The organism is Mycobacterium kiyosense (assembly GCA_021654635.1).
Lineage (GTDB): Bacteria > Actinomycetota > Actinomycetes > Mycobacteriales > Mycobacteriaceae > Mycobacterium > Mycobacterium kiyosense.
The window spans coordinates 4453309-4468806 of the sequence record AP025179.1 but is presented as its reverse complement, the minus strand read 5'-3'; the positions used below and the strand labels follow the sequence as shown (position 1 = coordinate 4468806).

At 64.1% G+C, this 15498-nt stretch carries 11 protein-coding genes and 4 pseudogenes; 9 read left to right on the top strand and 6 right to left on the bottom strand.

Features of this window, described 5'->3' with window-relative positions; genetic code table 11:
- Positions 1 to 25: 25 nt before the first annotated feature.
- From L6444_RS20945 to L6444_RS20925, 6 genes and pseudogenes are all read left to right on the top strand, one after another.
- Positions 26 to 763 (top strand): DUF7065 domain-containing protein, encoded by a 738-nt coding sequence (locus L6444_RS20945; protein WP_236976978.1) that lies wholly within the window; start codon positions 26 to 28, stop codon positions 761 to 763.
- A complete protein-coding gene (locus tag L6444_RS20940; protein WP_236976976.1) occupies positions 760 to 1965 on the top strand; it encodes a hypothetical protein in 1206 nt (401 codons plus the stop codon). The genes L6444_RS20945 and L6444_RS20940 overlap by 4 nt, the downstream gene beginning before the upstream one ends.
- Before the next feature lie 45 nt (positions 1966 to 2010).
- A pseudogene (locus tag L6444_RS30760) lies at positions 2011 to 2265 on the top strand (TetR/AcrR family transcriptional regulator); the annotation flags it as partial.
- A gap of 131 nt (positions 2266 to 2396) precedes the next feature.
- On the top strand, positions 2397 to 2966 hold the full coding sequence (locus L6444_RS20935; RefSeq protein WP_236976974.1) for a hypothetical protein: 570 nt from the start codon (positions 2397 to 2399) through the stop codon (positions 2964 to 2966).
- Between the two features lie 81 nt (positions 2967 to 3047).
- Positions 3048 to 4127: a spirocyclase AveC family protein gene (locus tag L6444_RS20930; RefSeq protein ID WP_236976972.1), complete on the top strand. Its 1080-nt coding sequence runs from the start codon at positions 3048 to 3050 to the stop codon at positions 4125 to 4127.
- Positions 4128 to 4151: 24 nt separating this feature from the next.
- On the top strand, positions 4152 to 5240 hold the full coding sequence (locus tag L6444_RS20925) for a spirocyclase AveC family protein (protein WP_236976970.1): 1089 nt from the start codon (positions 4152 to 4154) through the stop codon (positions 5238 to 5240).
- 8 nt (positions 5241 to 5248) lie between these two features.
- On the opposite strand, the gene L6444_RS20920 is transcribed toward L6444_RS20925, so the two are convergent.
- Positions 5249 to 5923: a hypothetical protein gene (locus L6444_RS20920; protein WP_236976968.1), complete on the bottom strand. Its 675-nt coding sequence runs from the start codon at positions 5921 to 5923 to the stop codon at positions 5249 to 5251.
- A 255-nt stretch (positions 5924 to 6178) separates the two neighbouring features.
- Between L6444_RS20920 and L6444_RS20915 the strand changes: the two are divergent.
- The 3 genes and pseudogenes from L6444_RS20915 to L6444_RS20900 all read left to right on the top strand — a co-directional run bounded on the left by L6444_RS20915 (position 6179) and on the right by L6444_RS20900 (position 9879).
- A pseudogene (locus tag L6444_RS20915) lies at positions 6179 to 7394 on the top strand (enoyl-CoA hydratase-related protein).
- Positions 7395 to 7397: 3 nt separating this feature from the next.
- Positions 7398 to 8555 (top strand): acyl-CoA dehydrogenase family protein, encoded by a 1158-nt coding sequence (locus L6444_RS20905; RefSeq protein ID WP_236976964.1) that lies wholly within the window; start codon positions 7398 to 7400, stop codon positions 8553 to 8555.
- Between the two features lie 14 nt (positions 8556 to 8569).
- Positions 8570 to 9879: pseudogene (locus L6444_RS20900) on the top strand (phytoene desaturase family protein).
- Positions 9880 to 9918: 39 nt separating this feature from the next.
- Here the strand turns inward: L6444_RS20900 and L6444_RS20895 are convergent.
- The 5 genes and pseudogenes from L6444_RS20895 to embR all read right to left on the bottom strand — a co-directional run bounded on the left by L6444_RS20895 (position 9919) and on the right by embR (position 15365).
- Positions 9919 to 10561 (bottom strand): annotated as a pseudogene (locus L6444_RS20895) (TetR/AcrR family transcriptional regulator).
- A gap of 392 nt (positions 10562 to 10953) precedes the next feature.
- Entirely contained in the window at positions 10954 to 12102 is a 1149-nt protein-coding gene (locus tag L6444_RS20890; protein WP_236976962.1) for an acyl-CoA dehydrogenase family protein, read from the bottom strand.
- A gap of 2 nt (positions 12103 to 12104) precedes the next feature.
- Positions 12105 to 13256, bottom strand: a complete 1152-nt coding sequence (locus tag L6444_RS20885) for an acetyl-CoA C-acetyltransferase (protein ID WP_236976946.1) — start codon at positions 13254 to 13256, stop codon at positions 12105 to 12107.
- A gap of 58 nt (positions 13257 to 13314) precedes the next feature.
- Positions 13315 to 14007 carry a TetR/AcrR family transcriptional regulator gene (locus tag L6444_RS20880; RefSeq protein ID WP_236976945.1) on the bottom strand — a complete coding sequence of 231 codons (693 nt, stop codon included), beginning with the start codon at positions 14005 to 14007 and terminating at the stop codon, positions 13315 to 13317.
- A gap of 200 nt (positions 14008 to 14207) precedes the next feature.
- Positions 14208 to 15365 carry an ATPase/transcriptional regulator EmbR gene (gene embR / locus L6444_RS20875; RefSeq protein WP_236976944.1) on the bottom strand — a complete coding sequence of 386 codons (1158 nt, stop codon included), beginning with the start codon at positions 15363 to 15365 and terminating at the stop codon, positions 14208 to 14210.
- Between the last annotated feature and the right edge of the window lie 133 nt (positions 15366 to 15498).

Here is a 15498-nt window from a genome sequence, read left to right as displayed (position 1 = left end):
AGTCCCCGCCGACGCGCAGGCATCGGTGTTCGGCGCCGGTCTGACGTATGAGTGCCTGGAGCCATTTCAGCGCTGGCGCAAGTCCTTTCATGGGCTCGCACAACTCGTATCGGGCGATCAGTTGCGAAGCGGCCCGCTACCGGACGGGCCGCATCTCGCGGTCGACATGGACCTCGTCTGGGAAGGTGCTGGTCCCACCTTCGACATGGATATGAGTGAGCAAGTGTGGGCCGAAGTCAAGGCTCACTATCAGCAACACTGCCGGGTTCGAGGCCATTTGGTCTTCGGAGATGAGCAACTCGAATTGAGTGGATTCGGCATCCGCGACCACTCATGGGGGCCACGCGACCTCACGCAGCTGGGTAATCACGTATGGATCTATGGAGAGTTCCCCAGCGGGCGACGGATCATGTATTTCCATCACGTCACCCCGGCCGGCGGGGGATTGCTCGAGCACGGTCATGAACTAGACCGCGAGTTGCGGCCGATCACGAAGGTCGGCGAGCTGCCCGTCCCACGACCGCCCGCGCATTGGAGCGATGCTTACGAGGTCGAGTTCAGACGCACCGACGGCGATGTCGGGAAGCTGCGCGGCCGAATCCTCACCGCCGTTCCGCTGGCCTTGGACAATGGCAGCGAACTGATCCTCGGGGCGCCGGGGGCGACCGCTTCGCATCACCTGTTCGAGGGCGCGAGCCGATTCGAATGGGACGGTGAAGTCGGTTATGGAATCACCGAATGGTCTTGGAGGACCGATCAATGACCGCTGCGCAACCATCCGAGCTTCGCCGGACTTCTGACAGGCTGCGGCCCGAGTTTCTGTCGGACGAAGACGACCTGCCACACGCGATCGTCGACGAGCCGTTGTGGTCCGAGAACTACCTGAGCCACGCCGTGTTTCCGGAGGTTGGCTGCGCCCATTGGCTGCATCAGGGTCGTACCGCATTCGATCCGAGGACGTGGCAGGACTTCTACGTCTTTTACCTGCCGGACGACCGATACCTCTGCGCCAAAGGCACGGCCCGATTACCGGATGACCGCGGTCCGCAGGGCCCCGCGCTGACCTATCGCTGCGATGAACCATTCACCCAATGGACCAAGAATTTCCACGGTCTGGCACGGCTGGTGACCGGTGACCAGCTGCGCGCCGGATCGCTGACCGATGGGCTTGGCATCGGGGTCGACATGGAGGTCACCTGGACCGCTCGCGGTCCGGCATTCGACATGGACATGAGCGGCCAGTCCTGGGGACACACCCACTACGAGCAGAACTGCGACCTGTCCGGGTTCATCTCCTTTGGAGACGAACGCATCGACTTGGCCGGTACGGGACTGCGCGACCACTCTTGGGGCCCACGCGATTTCGCCCCGATCGATCACCACTGCTGGATCCACGGCCAGTGGTCCGACGGTCGCAGCTTTATGATCTTTCATCTGCTCACGATGCAGGGACAGGTGTTGTCTCACGTCACCGTCGACGACGGTCGTGGCCGGATCAATGCCCAAATCGTTTCCGACGCACCGCTCATCGATGTGCTCGAGCAGGGGCAGGACCCGTACCTGCTCCGGTTCGAAACCGAGCGCGGGATCGTCGATATCACGGCCGAGCCGGGTCAGGCGGCGACGCTCTCGATGGCCGGAACCAGCGAAATGGTGATCGGACGTGACCCCGAGCCGACCGCGTCGCACTGGCTGGCCGAGGCGACCACACGCTTCACCTGGGGCGGCGACGAAGGTTGGGGGGTTAACCGAGCGCACCGTGCGCCGATTCCGCTAACGGTCGACGCGACTTTCTCCCCCCGCGCTGCCCAGTTCACACGCACAGCGTCGAAACCCTTGCCACGAAACATTTCTGAGCAGGATCTTGAAGACCTCTGCCTGGCCGCCATACACGACGTTGCTGGCTTATTCTCTCTCTGGCTGGTCGCCGAGCGGCTCAGGTTTCCAGTCCGAACCGTACTGTAGTGATTGCGCACTCACAAAATGTGAATATCTAGTCTATTGTCTCGAGTGGCTTGCACTGACCAACACGGTTGGCCGAAGGGAGCGCTGGTGACAACACGGCAGACGCCACCGCGGGCAGCTGCACCGGGGTCAAGAACCGGGCGGGGCAGACTCACCGGCGCGCAACGTCGCCGCGAGATCATCGCCGCGGCGCAGTCGGTTTTCGCCTCGAGCGGACTGGCCGGGGCGCGGACATCGACCATCGCCGACGCCGCCGGTGTGGCCGAGAGCATGCTCTACCGCCACTTCACCTCCAAGCAGGAACTTTTCGAGGTCGCCGTCGTGGAACCGGTTGCCGAGTTCGTCGAAGGGGGTGATCAGCGGGGCCGACGGACTACTGGACTGGGAGGGGCCGGGCAGTCGGGCCTTTTTACGAATCGTTCCTCGAGACAATGGCGGCGGTATTGCCGCTGCTGGGCGTCGCACTGTTCAGCGACGCCCGCGAGGGCCGGCGTTTTTACAACGACAAGATCGTGCCGCTGTTCGACCGGTTCGAGAACAAGGTGGGCGTCGCGCTCGACGGAATGCCCGGGCACGGGGTCAGCGCTTCCTTCCTCTCGCGTGCGGTTATCGGGATCATCTTCTTGATCACGCTCGACGCTGCATACCGAGAACCGGCCGCGGCCTCCACTCCCGAGGACACGGTCCACACGGCAGAGGTCGTGCGGTCGTTTGTCGCCGCAGCGCTGGGTGGCGCCGGTGCCGACGACCTGCTCGACATCCTGGCCGGCATTGAAGTGTTGCAGCACTCTGCCGACGGGCCACCCGCGGACAAGCCATCCGTGGTCAGCGAAGAGAGCTGGGACCACTACTGGGCGGCGCGAGCTACTGCCGCGCGTCGCCGGGACGAGCACTTGGATCAGGTGAGGGCCGAGAACGAGACACTGCGTCGGATTGTCGCGGATCAGGCGATCGAACTGGAACGGCTGCGGTCAGCCGCCCAAGTCAATCAAAGTAAATAGTCATTCAACTATTGTGAGTGGTTACTCCGAAAGCTAGGCTCGCCAGAGATCGCCACCGCGGCGCCGAAGGAGTGCGAGCCAATGACGCGAATCACGACGCATGTGGCACCGGCCCGCGGACTGGCCGCCGATCCCGCGCCCGAATCGCGGCGGAGCGTTCCGGCCGTCGTGGTATGGGCAGTCATCGGAGCCGCATTGCTGGCCTTCGAGTTCTATGTCCTCGCGCGCTGGATCCTCGGCCCGAACTTCCGGCCCAGCCACCCCGGTGTCGATCCGATCAGCGGCGGCCAACAGGGCCTGTTCCTGGTGCTGCAGATCGCCATTCCAATCGGAGCGGCAATAGGACTGTGGGCCTGGGTAATTCGGCCCTGGCGCCGCGAGGGCCGGCTGACCACCGACGGCATGCTCGCACTGTCGGGCGCGATGATCTTCTTCTGGGACATGTGTATGAACTACACATCGGTGACGCTGCTCTACAACTCCGGCCTGGTCAACTTCGGCGCCTGGGCCACCGGATCCTGGCCCGGATGGGTGAGCCCGCACGCCGATCGACTACCCGAACCCATCTTCGTGTGCCTACCCGGTTACACCGCTCTGGTGTTCTCCCAGGTGATGCTGATTCTCTTCATCGTCCGCAAGATCAAGGCCCGTCGTCCGGCGCTGTCAGCGTGGGCGGTGTGGGCCATCCTGTTCCTCGGACTGATCGTCATCGACACGATCATCGAATCGATCCTGCTGCGGCTGGGCATCTACGCCTATCCTGGCGGAATCCGTTGGCTGAGTTTGTATTCCGGCAAAACATATCAGCTGCCCTTGACCGAACCAATCTTCTTCGCGGGATTCGGGCTGGGCGCGATCGCCGCGCTCAGCTACTTTCGCGACGACCGCAACCGGACCATCGTCGAACGCGGAATCGACGGTTTGCGAGCCGGTCCGGCGAAGCGCCAATGGGTCAAGTTCCTGGCCATCTTCGGCGGCGTACATGCGGCGTTCGCGATCTTCTATTTCGTGCCGAATCAATTCCTGGCACTGCATTCCGGGCCGTTCCCGGACGGATATCCGTCGCACATGATCAACCAGATGTGCGCCTATCCGGGCGACGAGGCGTCTCGCGGCCTCAATCCGTGCCCCGGTCCGGGTGTTTCGATTCCCCGTCCGTAGCGCCGGGGCTGAGAGAAGCGTGCGATGACACTCGGCACAGCGGCCAAGCAGACCGTCGACGAGCGTCCTGCCGACCGCGGCTCAGCCGCCAGACTGTGGGTTCTCAACGGCGCGCTCTGGCTCGGACTCATGCTCTACGTGTGGACCGCGTGGATAGTCAGCGGCGACTTTCGCACTAACACCAGGGGCCGGGGGTCAGAACCCGACTGGTACGTCGTATTGATCCGCGGCTGGGAGATCTTCGCGCTGGTTGTCTCGGTGGCCATCCTGTGGTGGTTCGTGATCCGGCCCAAGATCAAGACTGGCCGCTTCACCTTCGACGGCCTCTTCTTCCTGGCTTGTGTCACGTTGTGTTTTCAAGAACCCTGGATCAACTGGAACTCCGTCCAATTCCTTTACAGCACAACGTCGATAAACTTCGGCAGCTGGACCAGTCATATCCCCGGCTGGTCGAGTCCGAACAGTGAGCTGGTTCCGTTGTCGTTGTGGGCGCTGTCGGCCTACTTCTGGTTGGTCGGCATTCCCGCCTACGCCGGCTCTCGTTTCATGGCCCGGTTGCGTAGCAAGAACGCCACGATGTCGTGGCTGCGGCTCGTCGGGTATTCCTACTTGGCGTTTAGCGTCTTCGACATCGTGCTGGAGAGCTTCATCACCCGTACGCAATTGTTCAACTACGGCAGCGTGGTGCCGGCGCTGAGTCTGTGGGCCGGCACCGACCACCAGTTCCCGGTTTACGAGACGATCAGCTGGGCGGGCACCTACACCGCTCTGGCGAGCCTGCACTTCTTCCGCGACGACCACGGCCGCAGTCTGCCCGAACGAGGCCTGAACGCGCTGCGCATCCGCAGCGGCCGGTTGCGCACCTTCGCGCGCTTCCTGGCGATCATGGGCGCATGCCAGCTCGCGATGCTGGTCACGTACAACATCCCGTACTCGTACTGGGGTATGCACGCGGTAATGGCCAAGCCATTCGTCGACCGCGAATGGCGCACCGGCGGGGTCTGCGGTCCCGGCAGCGCCTACAACTGCCCCGACGGCCATTCCCCGATTGCGACCAAGGACAGTCCCACCAACCGCATCGTCGGTCAAGCTGCCACCTCGCGACGGCGTTGAGCCACAGGCTATTTCGCAGCGGCGGAGTCTTCTTGTTCGAGCCGGCCCACCGCGCGCAACGCGTACGGCGTCACGACGGCGATCAGTACGAAGAACATCACGAAAACGGCCCAGAAGTTCAGCAACCCATGCCAGGCGAACGGGCCGGTTCGGACAAACGGCACGAGGCTCAGCGGAACGTAGAGCGCCGCGGTGAGAAAGCACAGGTAACCCACCCAGCGCGGAAATAGGGGACGTGCGCGCCGGTCGAGCAGGATGGCGACACCCAGCGCCACGCTCTGCAGCAGCGAGAACATGAACGTGAGGTCGAAGAACAGCCAGCCGAGGTCGTACAGCGTCTGCACGGATTCGGGTGAGCGCACTTCAGCCCGGAATGCCGCCGCCTGCCATACGACGGCAGGCACCGCGGTGACCACACCCGTCATCAGGCCACCCAGTAGTTCCGTGGTCGACAGCACACCCATCGGACCTTCCATCCGGCCGATGATCTTCGAGACCGCAGCGCTCCAGGTGTAGTAACAGGGAGCGCCGACAACCATCAGCACCATCCCCGGCTGGATGCCGGTGTGGTGGGCGTGGAAGTAGCGCGAAATGGCCGAGGCGTCCAGGTCTTGTCCCGGCGGTGGCCAGAAGCCGGCGAGCACTGCGAAGCCCAGCAAGCCGAGGCCCGCGTACAGACACACGGACCACAGGCCAAGCCGAAGAGTTGTGTAGTCCGAGCTCCTGTTTCGCCCGCCTGCGGCCGTCGTCCGTCGTGTTGTCGTTGTCACAGAGCCTCCTCGGGCCACGCCGCGTCCAGCCGGTGAAAAGAATTTAACAGATAATAGAAAAATCTGCTAGCCTGGGTTGGATAGGCCGATAAGCTGGTCACTGAGTCGCCTAACAGATATTAAATAAGTTGTCGAGTGATGCTCGTTCGGAACGGGAGGTTCCCAGCAGTGGCCGACGCATCCGATGCATCGCCGCCTTACGACGCCAAGGTCGGCGCTGTTCGGCGGCTCTACGACGCGCTGGCCGCCGGCGACCGCGAAACACTCGCGGTGCTGCTGCATCCGGAGTTCATCGGACGCGCTACCGCGGGCCTGCCGTTGGGGGTGGGGGGCGAGCACGTTGGCCCCGACGCGATGCGCCGCGAACTCTGGTGGCAGCTCGGTCGCCACTACGACGTGATGGCCCATGCCGACGCGTTCCATCTGCTCGACGACGGCCGCCTGCTTGTCGTCGGTCGCTACCTGGGAACGGCGCGGCGGTCGGGCAACAAGCTGGACGCGGCCTTTCATCACGTGATCGGCTTCGCCGACGACGGGCGGATGACGTCGCTGGAACAACTGACCGACAGCGCCGCGTGGGTCGAGGCGCTCGGCGAGCCGCTGGCGACGATCGACTATCGCGTGACCGACGCCGTGGCGACCGTCCGCCTGAACCGGCCCGAAGTTCGCAACGCGATCGACCCGCGCATGGCAGACGAATCGCTGGTCGTGGCCCGACGAATTGCCGACGACCGATCCCTTCGCGCGGTACTGATCTGTGGCGACGGGCCGTCGTTGTCGGTCGGCGGCGACATCGACAGCTTCGACTCGAACGGCTCAGCGTACGGCGAACAGCTGGCGCGAATGACCAAGCCCTTTCATGAGGCCTTGCGGATGCTCAGCCGCGTTGACGTGCCGATCGTCACCGCCGCCCACGGTGGCGTCGCCGGCGGTGCGCTCGGCTTCGTCTACGTCGCCGATCTGGTGTTGGCGGCTGAGGGCACCCGGTTCCTGACAGCGTTTGCCGCGCTTGGGCTTTCGGGCGACGGCGGTGGAACCTGGCACCTGCCGCGACTGATCGGCGCACGCCGGGCCGCGCAGGCCTACTTGCGGAATACGCCGATCGAAGCCGCCGAGGCGCTCGAGTGGGGGGCTGATCAACGAGATCGTCCCGGCCGACGAGCTGAGAACCCGGGCGCTGGCGCTGGCCACCGATTTGGCGCAGGGACCCACCAGCGCATTCGCCCGGATGCGGGCACTGCTGCGTGACTCGTGGCACAACGACCTGAGCACCCAACTCGAGCACGAGATCGGGGCACTGCAGGCCACCGCCGAAACCACTGATGCCGCAGCAGCGCTGTCGGCCTTCAGATCAAAGCGTGCCCCGCGCTTCACCGGAAGGTAGGACATGGGACTGATCAACGATTCAGCTGAGCATAAGGCCATCCGGGAGAGCGTTGCCGGTATCGCCAAGCGATATGGTCCCGAGTACTTTCTGGAGCGCGGGCGCACCGGCGCGGGAATCGAGGAGTTGTGGAACGACCTCGGCGCCGCCGGACTGCTCGGCCTGCATCTACCCGAGGACTACGGCGGTGGCGGGGGAGGAATGGCCGAAGCGGTTGTGGTGGTGGAAGAGCTTGCCGCACAAGGAATGCCGCTATTGATCTGGGTCATATCGCCGGCGATCTGCGGCAGCATCCTGGCCTGCCACGCTTCGGAGGACATGAAGCGGCGATGGTTACCGCCGATCGCGGACGGCAGCACGAAGATGGCGTTCGGCCTCACCGAACCCGACGCCGGCTCCAACAGTCACAACGTCAAGACCACCGCCCGCCGCACCGATACCGGCTGGGTGATTTCGGGGTCGAAGTACTACATCTCCGCGGTGGACCAGTCCGAGGCAATCCTGCTGGTGGCCCGGGACGCGGATCATTCGACCGCACAGCGCAACCGGCTATCGCTGTTCGTGGTTCCGACTGACAGCCCGGGGCTGACTTATGCGCCGATCGACACGTCGATCGTCTCGCCGGACAAACAATTCACCGTGTACCTCGACGAGGTCGAGGTCGGCGAAGAGGCGCTGATCGGTCTGGCCGGCAACGGTCTTCGGCAGGTCTTCGACGGCCTGAACCCGGAACGGATCCTGGTGGGCGCGCTGTCCAGCGGGATCGGACGATACGCGATCGGCAAGGCAGTGGACTACGCCCAGCAGCGCAGCGTGTGGTCGGCACCGATCGGCGCCCATCAGGGCATCGCTCATCCGCTGGCCGAATGCCATATCGCGGTCGAATTGGGTCGGATGGCAACTCAGCGCAGCGCGGAGCTGTTCGACGCCGGCGAGCCTGCCGGTGAGGCCGCCAACATCGCCAAATTCGCTGCCTCCGAAGCCGCGCTGAAGGCGCTCGACCAGTCGATTCAGACCCACGGGGGCAACGGATTGTCGCACGAATACGGGCTTTCCGAGCTGTGGTTCGTGACCCGGCTGATGCGCACCGCGCCGGTGAGCCGCGAAATGGTGCTCAACTACGTCGCCCAAACGTCGCTTGGCCTGCCCCGATCCTACTGAGGAGGGAAACCGGAATGAATTCAACACAATTCGATGCCGTGGTCATCGGCGCGGGCGCCGGCGGTTTGTTCACCGCCGCCCGGCTCGCCCACCATGGCTACCGCACACTCGTGGTGGAGCGCCTGGACAAGGTGGGGGGGACGGGCCTCCACCGACGACATCGACGGCTTCAAGGTCAATACCGGCGCCATCGTGATCGAGGTGGGGGGCACCACCGAGCAGATCTGCGCCGAGGTCGGTGCACCGTTTGACATCCGTGAACCCAAACCCGCACTCCTGTACCGGATCGGCGGCAAAAACGTCGACGTGACGGGCGGTGGGTGGGGTCTGCTGCTGGGCAAGCTCACCCGGCAGGGTGCCAAAGCTGGTGGCCGGAATCGGCGCCGCCCGCAACGACACCGGCCTGCCCGAAGATCAGATCAGCACCGCCGAGTGGGTGTCACGTTTCACCAAAAACGAACGCGTACATGGGATCTTCCGCAACATGTGCGCATCGATCTTCGCCGTCGGTTCCGAGGACCTACCGGCCCGGGTGTTTCTCACCTACTTCACCCGCAAGAGTGCGTTCAAGCGATTCGGCTTTCATCCGCAGGGCACGATCGGCCTGTGGCGCGGTCTGGCCGAGGTGGTGGAGTCCAACGGGGAGGTGTGGCTTTCGACACCGGCCAGCCGGATCGTGCTGCGCGACGGCCGGGTGACCGGCGTCGAAGTGATCCGCGACGGCCAGGCCCTCACCATCGATGCACCGATCGTGGTGAGCGATGTGGGGCCCGCCGCGACCGTCGAGCTGCTCGGACAGGAGAACGTTCCAGCCGACTATCTCGACCTGGTCAAGAAGGGAGATCGCCCGACAGCAATGATCTCGGTGAACTTCGCCAGCCGCGATCGCCTGGTCGATGTTCCCGGGATGCTCAGCTTCGCCACCACACGGCGACTGGCTTATATCGCGAACTTCACCGACATCTGCCCCGAGATGGCGCCGCCGGGGTGGCACCTGTACGTCGGGACCTCGGTGCCCAAGCCGTCCATCGGTGACTTCGACGAAACCGCGGAAACCGAGCTGCTTTTCGAGGATCTGCGCGATAACGTCGACGGTTTCGACGAGCGTGCGCGGGTGCTGAGTGTCGCCGTCACCCGGGACGACTGGCCGCCGCAACGAGCGGTGGCCGGATTCGACCTGCCGCACGACACCCCGTTCGCCGGGCTGTGGAATGTCGGGGACGGCGTCAAGGAATACGCCAACGGCGGCACGACGGCGTGCGCAGAGACGGCTCTGCTGGTGACGGACAAGATCTTTGCGCATCACTCACCTGGCGCTCCCTGAGTAGCACGCTGAAATCGGCTGGGCGAAAACTGCGTCCGCTCAGTCGACCGACGGCTCGGAAAGCCCGTGACGGACGAATGACTGGGCGTTGGCGACCACGATATCCAGCGAACCGCGCCGCGGATCCCACCATTCGACTGCCCAATTGAGGGCACCCAGGACCAGCATCTGCGCCAGGTACAAGTCGAGATCGGCGCGCAATGCTCCCGAGCGCGCCATGTCGTTGATCAGTCGTCGCCACACTTCGCCGTAGCGTTGCTCTTCGAGGATCTGGCGCTTCCGGATCGCCTGCGGCACTTGGCCTGCGTTGCGGATCGCAGCGGTGGTGTAATCCGATATCTCGAGTTCATGTCGCAGATGCGCTTCGACGGCGGCGAGCAGACGATCCAGCGCGCCGACGTCGTCGGGCAAGGCGTCGAGCACCGTGACGACGTGCTCTCGCATGTCGGCGATGCCGGCCCACATCACCTCCTCGATGAGGTCATCGCGGGAGGGGGTAGTAGTAGTAGATCGCCGGTGCCTGCAGTTCGGCCTGTGCGGCGACGTCGTTGAGGCGCAATCCTGCGTAGCCCTTGGCGCTCAACACGTGCGCGGCGGCGTCGAGGATCCGGCGTCGGGTCTGCGCTGACTTGGACGCGGTGTTGTTGGCTGATCCCGGAGCCACCTCAGCCGACCTGGTCATCAACTGATTCTAGCCAGTTATCGCCGTCGCACCGCTGCGTGTCCGAACAAATTTCTAGGCGGCATTTGAAGGCTTCCATATACGCCTGAAGCGCGGAGATGGCAGGCAACGTCGCACGATTTCTATGCGGTGTTAAACGCAATCGACGGGATGGGGTGGGCGATGCCGTGGCGGGGGATGAATTCACCCCGCCACGGCAAGTTCGGGTGGTTACCAGGACGGCCGCGGCCAGCTTTCGCCTTGGCGGCGCATCGTCGTCGATGCGCCTCTGCGACACGTGGCCTAGAGCCCGCCGCTGCAAACTCGCCGTGGCCCGGACAACTCGAGCGCAGAGTCTAATATATATTAAATATTAAGATTTCGTTAGTAGTCGTTTCCGGAAAGTCGCGTGGTCAGCCGGCGAGCTCGCGGCCGATGAGTTCCTTCATGATTTCCGTCGTCCCGCCGTAGATGGTTTGGGCACGGGTGTCGAGATAGGCTCGGGCGACCGGGTACTCGACCATGTAGCCGTAGCCCCCGTGTAGTTGCAGGCAGCGGTCGAGCACTCGGCGTTGGAGTTCGCTGACATACCATTTGCCCTTCGCGGCGTCGACGGGGGAGAGTTCCCCGGCGTTGAAGGCCTCGACCGACTTGTCGACGTACGCCTCGGTGACGTCGATTTCAGTGGCCATGTCGGCGAGTTCGAAGCGGATGTGTTGATTGGCGGTGAGTGGCTGGCCGAATGCGTTGCGCTGTCGGCAGTACTCGACCGTCTGCGTGAAGATTGCGCGCGTGGTCGCAATTGCTTGCGCAACGACGCCGAGCCGCTCGCGAGGCAGGTGACTCATCAGGTACTGCAGTCCGCGGCCTTCTTCTCCGAGCAGGTTCTCGGCGGGCAACAACGCGTCGTCGAAGAACAGTTCGGCGGTGTCCTGCGCGGGAAGTCCGATTTTCTCGAGCTGACGTCCGCGCCGGAACCCAGGTGTGTCGCGCTCGACGACGAACAAGCTGAAGCCGCGAGAACCGGCCTCTGGGTTGGTGCGTGCGGCGACCACGACCAGGTCGGCCATGATGCCGCTGGAGATAAACGTCTTCTGGCCGTTGAGGATCCAATTCTCGCCGTCGCGGCGCGCGGTGGTCCGGATACCCCTGAGATCGCTTCCGGTGCCCGGTTCGGTCATGGCGAGGGCGCCGATCAGTTCGCCGGCGGCGAAAGCGGGCAGCCAACGTTGCTTCTGCTCTTCGGTGGTGAGGTCGAGCAGGTAGTGCAGCACCAGGTCGTCCTGGAGGCTTACGGTCAGGCCGAACGACAAAGCGTTGACTTTGGCGATCTCCTCGCAGACCACCATCCGGTAGCGGTAGTCGTGTTCTCCGGCGCCGCCGTAGCGTTCGTCGACCTCGAGGGCGTAGACGCCCGCCTTCGCCGCACTGGCGAACACGTTGCGGTCGATCTGGTGATTGCGGTCCCAATCAGTCTGGTAGGGAACCACTTCTCGAGCTAGGAACTCTTGGACAGTCTCGCGGTACGCCTCGTGGTCGGGACCGTACAGAGCGCGGCGCACCGTTAGATCCTCTCGATGATCGTAACGTTGGCTTGCCCCCCGCCTTCGCACATGGTCTGCAGGCCGTAGCGGCCACCGGTTCGTTCGAGTTCATGCAGTAGTGAGGTCATCAGGCGGGCACCGGTGCATCCGATGGGGTGCCCGAGGGCGATCGCCCCACCATTGACGTTGACCCGAGCGGGGTCGGCTTCGAGTTCGGCCTGCCAGGCCAGGACCACCGGTGCGAACGCCTCGTTGATTTCGACCAGGTCGATATCGTCGATCGACAGCCCAGTTCGCTTGAGCGCGTGGCGGGTGGCTGGGATCGGCGCAGTCAGCATCATCACCGGATCGGAGCCGAGCACCGACATGTGGTGAATCCTGGCCCGCGGCGTCAGTCCGAAGCGCTCGACGGTCTCACCGGATGCGATCAGCAGTGCTGCGGCGCCGTCAGAGATCTGGCTGGCCACCGCCGCGGTCAGTACGCCGCCCTCGGTCAGCGGGGGCAGCTTGGCCATTTTGGCCAGGGAGGTGTCGGGTCGCGGGCCTTCGTCGTTCACGACGCCGGCATAGGGGGTGATCTCGCGGGTGAATCGACCTTCGGCGATCGCGGCAGCGGCGCGCTGGTGGCTGGTCAGCGCAAATCTTTCGTTGTCCTCACGGCTCAGTTTCCATTGGCTGGCGATCAATTCTGCGCCGCGGAACTGCGAGATCTCCTGGTTGCCGTACCGGGCCTCCCAGCCGCGACATCCGGTCCACGGATCGACCGAGCCGAACGGTTCGCCGGCGGCGAACGCGCTCAGAATGGGGTACTGGCTCATCTTCTGTACCCCGCCGGCGACGATCAGGTCCGCGGTGCCGCTCATCACGGCCTGTGCGGCGAAATGCACCGCCTGTTGCGCCGATCCGCACTGCCGGTCGATCGTCACGCCGGGTACGGATTCGGGCAGGCCTGCGGCCAGGGCGGCTGTCCGTGCGATATCGCCGGCCTGGGAGCCGATGTTGTCCAGGCAGCCGAGAATGACGTCGTCAATGGCTTCGGGATCCAGGTCGTGTCGCTCGACGACGGTACGAATGACATGGGCGGCCATGTCCGCGGGGTGCTCTTCGGCGAATCCCCCTCCGCGTTTACCCACCGCTGTCCGAACCGCATCGACGATGAAGGCTTCAGTCACCTACATAATTTAACATAGAATCAAAAAGCTGGGGCTTCTGTCGCCAGTGGTGGTGATCTCACCGCTTAGCGGTCGATGTACGTGCCTTGCGGGCCCCGCGCACCTGCGGACTTTCCTGCATGTTCAGTCCGTGGCGGATCAACGATTGGGCAGTGGCCACGATATTGTCGACGGAGTCGCGTCGAGGATCGCGCCATTCTGCTGCCCAGTTGAGAGCCCCGAGCACCAGCAGTTGCGCGAAACGCAGATCGATATCCGACCGGATTTGCCCGTCGGCTTTGGCGTTGTCGAACAGCCGGCGCCACACCCGTCCGTAGCTCGCCTCCTCTTTGAGCTGTCGAGCGCGCAGATGCTGGGGGATCTGTCCGGAATTGCGGATCGAGGCGGTGGCATAGTCGGAGATCTCGAGTTCATGACGTAAGTGGGCCTCGACGGCAGTCATGATCCGATCCAACGGCGAGGTCTCCGGCGGCAGGTTGTTCAGCGACTCCTGCACGTGTTGGCGTAGATCGGCGATGCCGCAATACATCACCTCTTCGATGAGTTCCTCGCGGGAGCCGAAGTAGTAGTAGATCGCGGGCGCTTGCAGCTCGGCATACTCGGCGACATCTGAAAGTCTGGTACCGGCAAAACCTTTCGCACTCAAGACGTGTGCCGCGGCATCGAGGATTCGGGCCCGTGTGCGGGCGGATTTGGAATCAGCGTCGATGGCCGTTCCGCGAGTGGAGGCCGCCACAGATTTTCTAGGCACACGCATATCGTAGACGGTGGTTTTGGATCCAGGATAAATAAGGGCGGTCGCGGTGTGCTGGAACGAAAGCCACCTCGGCCAATCCCTGAAAGGCCATGCCGGATTGCCGATCGGCCGGCTCGAGTACGCGGCGCAATTACCCTAGAGCGCAACGAAAGTATTGTGCGACAGCTACATTCACGGCTGTCCCGGCGCCCCCGTCAGGCCTCGGTGCGCGCGGTGACCCGGAACGTGAATTCGTGATCGCAGATCCGGATATGGTCGCCGTCGTTGATGGTGGCGGCGACGCGGATCCGCTGGTGGCGCACATGCACACCGTTGGACGAGCGTTGGTCGTTGATGATGAAGTTGGTTCCGGTGTCCACGATGACGGCGTGGTGCCGGCTGACGTTCGCGCTGTCCAGGACGATGTCGTTGTCACTCAGCCGGCCGATCCGGGTCGCGGCCCCGTGCAGCTGGTAGTCCCGCCCGGTGGCGAGGTCATGCAGGTAGGCGGTGACCTGCTGGCTGGCAGCCATGGTGCGCTGGTCGAGCGCCGTGACGGTGCCGACGGCGGTGACCTTCGCGGTCTGCTTGGCGTCGAGTGGTTCCTGGCGGAGCACCCGCTCGTTGAGCGCGCGCAGGTTCGGCCCCGGGTCGATGCCCAAGTCGTCGGCGAGCGTCGTCTTCACCCGGCGATAGGCGTTCAGGGCGTCGGACTGACGGTCGGTGAGGTAATAGGCGGTGATCAGCTGCGCCCACAGCGGTTCCCGGTAGGGGTGCTCGTTCGTCAGCGCCTCCAGCTCGGAGATCACCGCCGAGGCCCGGCCACAGGCGATCTCGGCTTCCGCCTTGGCGGTGTGGGCGATGATCTTGTCCTCCACCAACGCGGTGGCGAACGAATCGACGAATTGAAAGTCGCGCAGATCGTCGAGGACCGGCCCGCGCCATTCCTTCAGCGCCGCCGACAGATGCTGACTGGCCTGTTCGAACCGGCCCCCGGCGGCGGCGTGCACGCCCGCCGTCTTCTCCGCGATGAACCTGCCCAGATCGCAAGTGTTCTCGGCAATGGTGAGCCGGTAACCGGGTGGGGCCGCGGCCAACACCACGCGAGAGTCCACCCCGGCGCCGCTGACCAGCTTGCGCAGGTTGGACACGTAGGAGTGGATGCTGGCCCGCGCCCCCGACGGCGGCCATTCCTCCCAGAGCGCGGTGATCAGCGAGTCGACCCCGACAGGCCTGTTGCGATTGATGACGAGCATGGCCAGCACCGCCCGTTGTTTGGGGGTGCCCAATGGCACCAGCGTGCCGCCGATGCTCATTTCAAGTGGTCCGAGCACACCGAACTCGAGACTTACGTCCATCGCGCTACCAGCCATTCCGGGTCCTACGCGGCTATCGATGCCCGGGCCGGGCACCGTACCGAGACCTCGTTATTGTCTCTCGACCTCTACGAATCGTTTCACTGCGGGTCCTGTCATTGTGGGGCATCGCACCAGGAAGTTCGTGGAT

Bases quoted from the DNA above. Each gene is read 5' to 3' on its own strand.
- L6444_RS20940 (WP_236976976.1), top strand. From the start codon at position 760: ATGACCGCTGCGCAACCATCCGAGCTTCGCCGGACTTCTGACAGGCTG.
- L6444_RS20935 (WP_236976974.1), top strand. From the start codon at position 2,397: ATGGCGGCGGTATTGCCGCTGCTGGGCGTCGCACTGTTCAGCGACGCC.
- L6444_RS20930 (WP_236976972.1), top strand. From the start codon at position 3,048: ATGACGCGAATCACGACGCATGTGGCACCGGCCCGCGGACTGGCCGCC.
- L6444_RS20925 (WP_236976970.1), top strand. From the start codon at position 4,152: ATGACACTCGGCACAGCGGCCAAGCAGACCGTCGACGAGCGTCCTGCC.
- L6444_RS20905 (WP_236976964.1), top strand. From the start codon at position 7,398: ATGGGACTGATCAACGATTCAGCTGAGCATAAGGCCATCCGGGAGAGC.
- embR (WP_236976944.1), bottom strand. From the start codon at position 15,365: ATGGCTGGTAGCGCGATGGACGTAAGTCTCGAGTTCGGTGTGCTCGGA.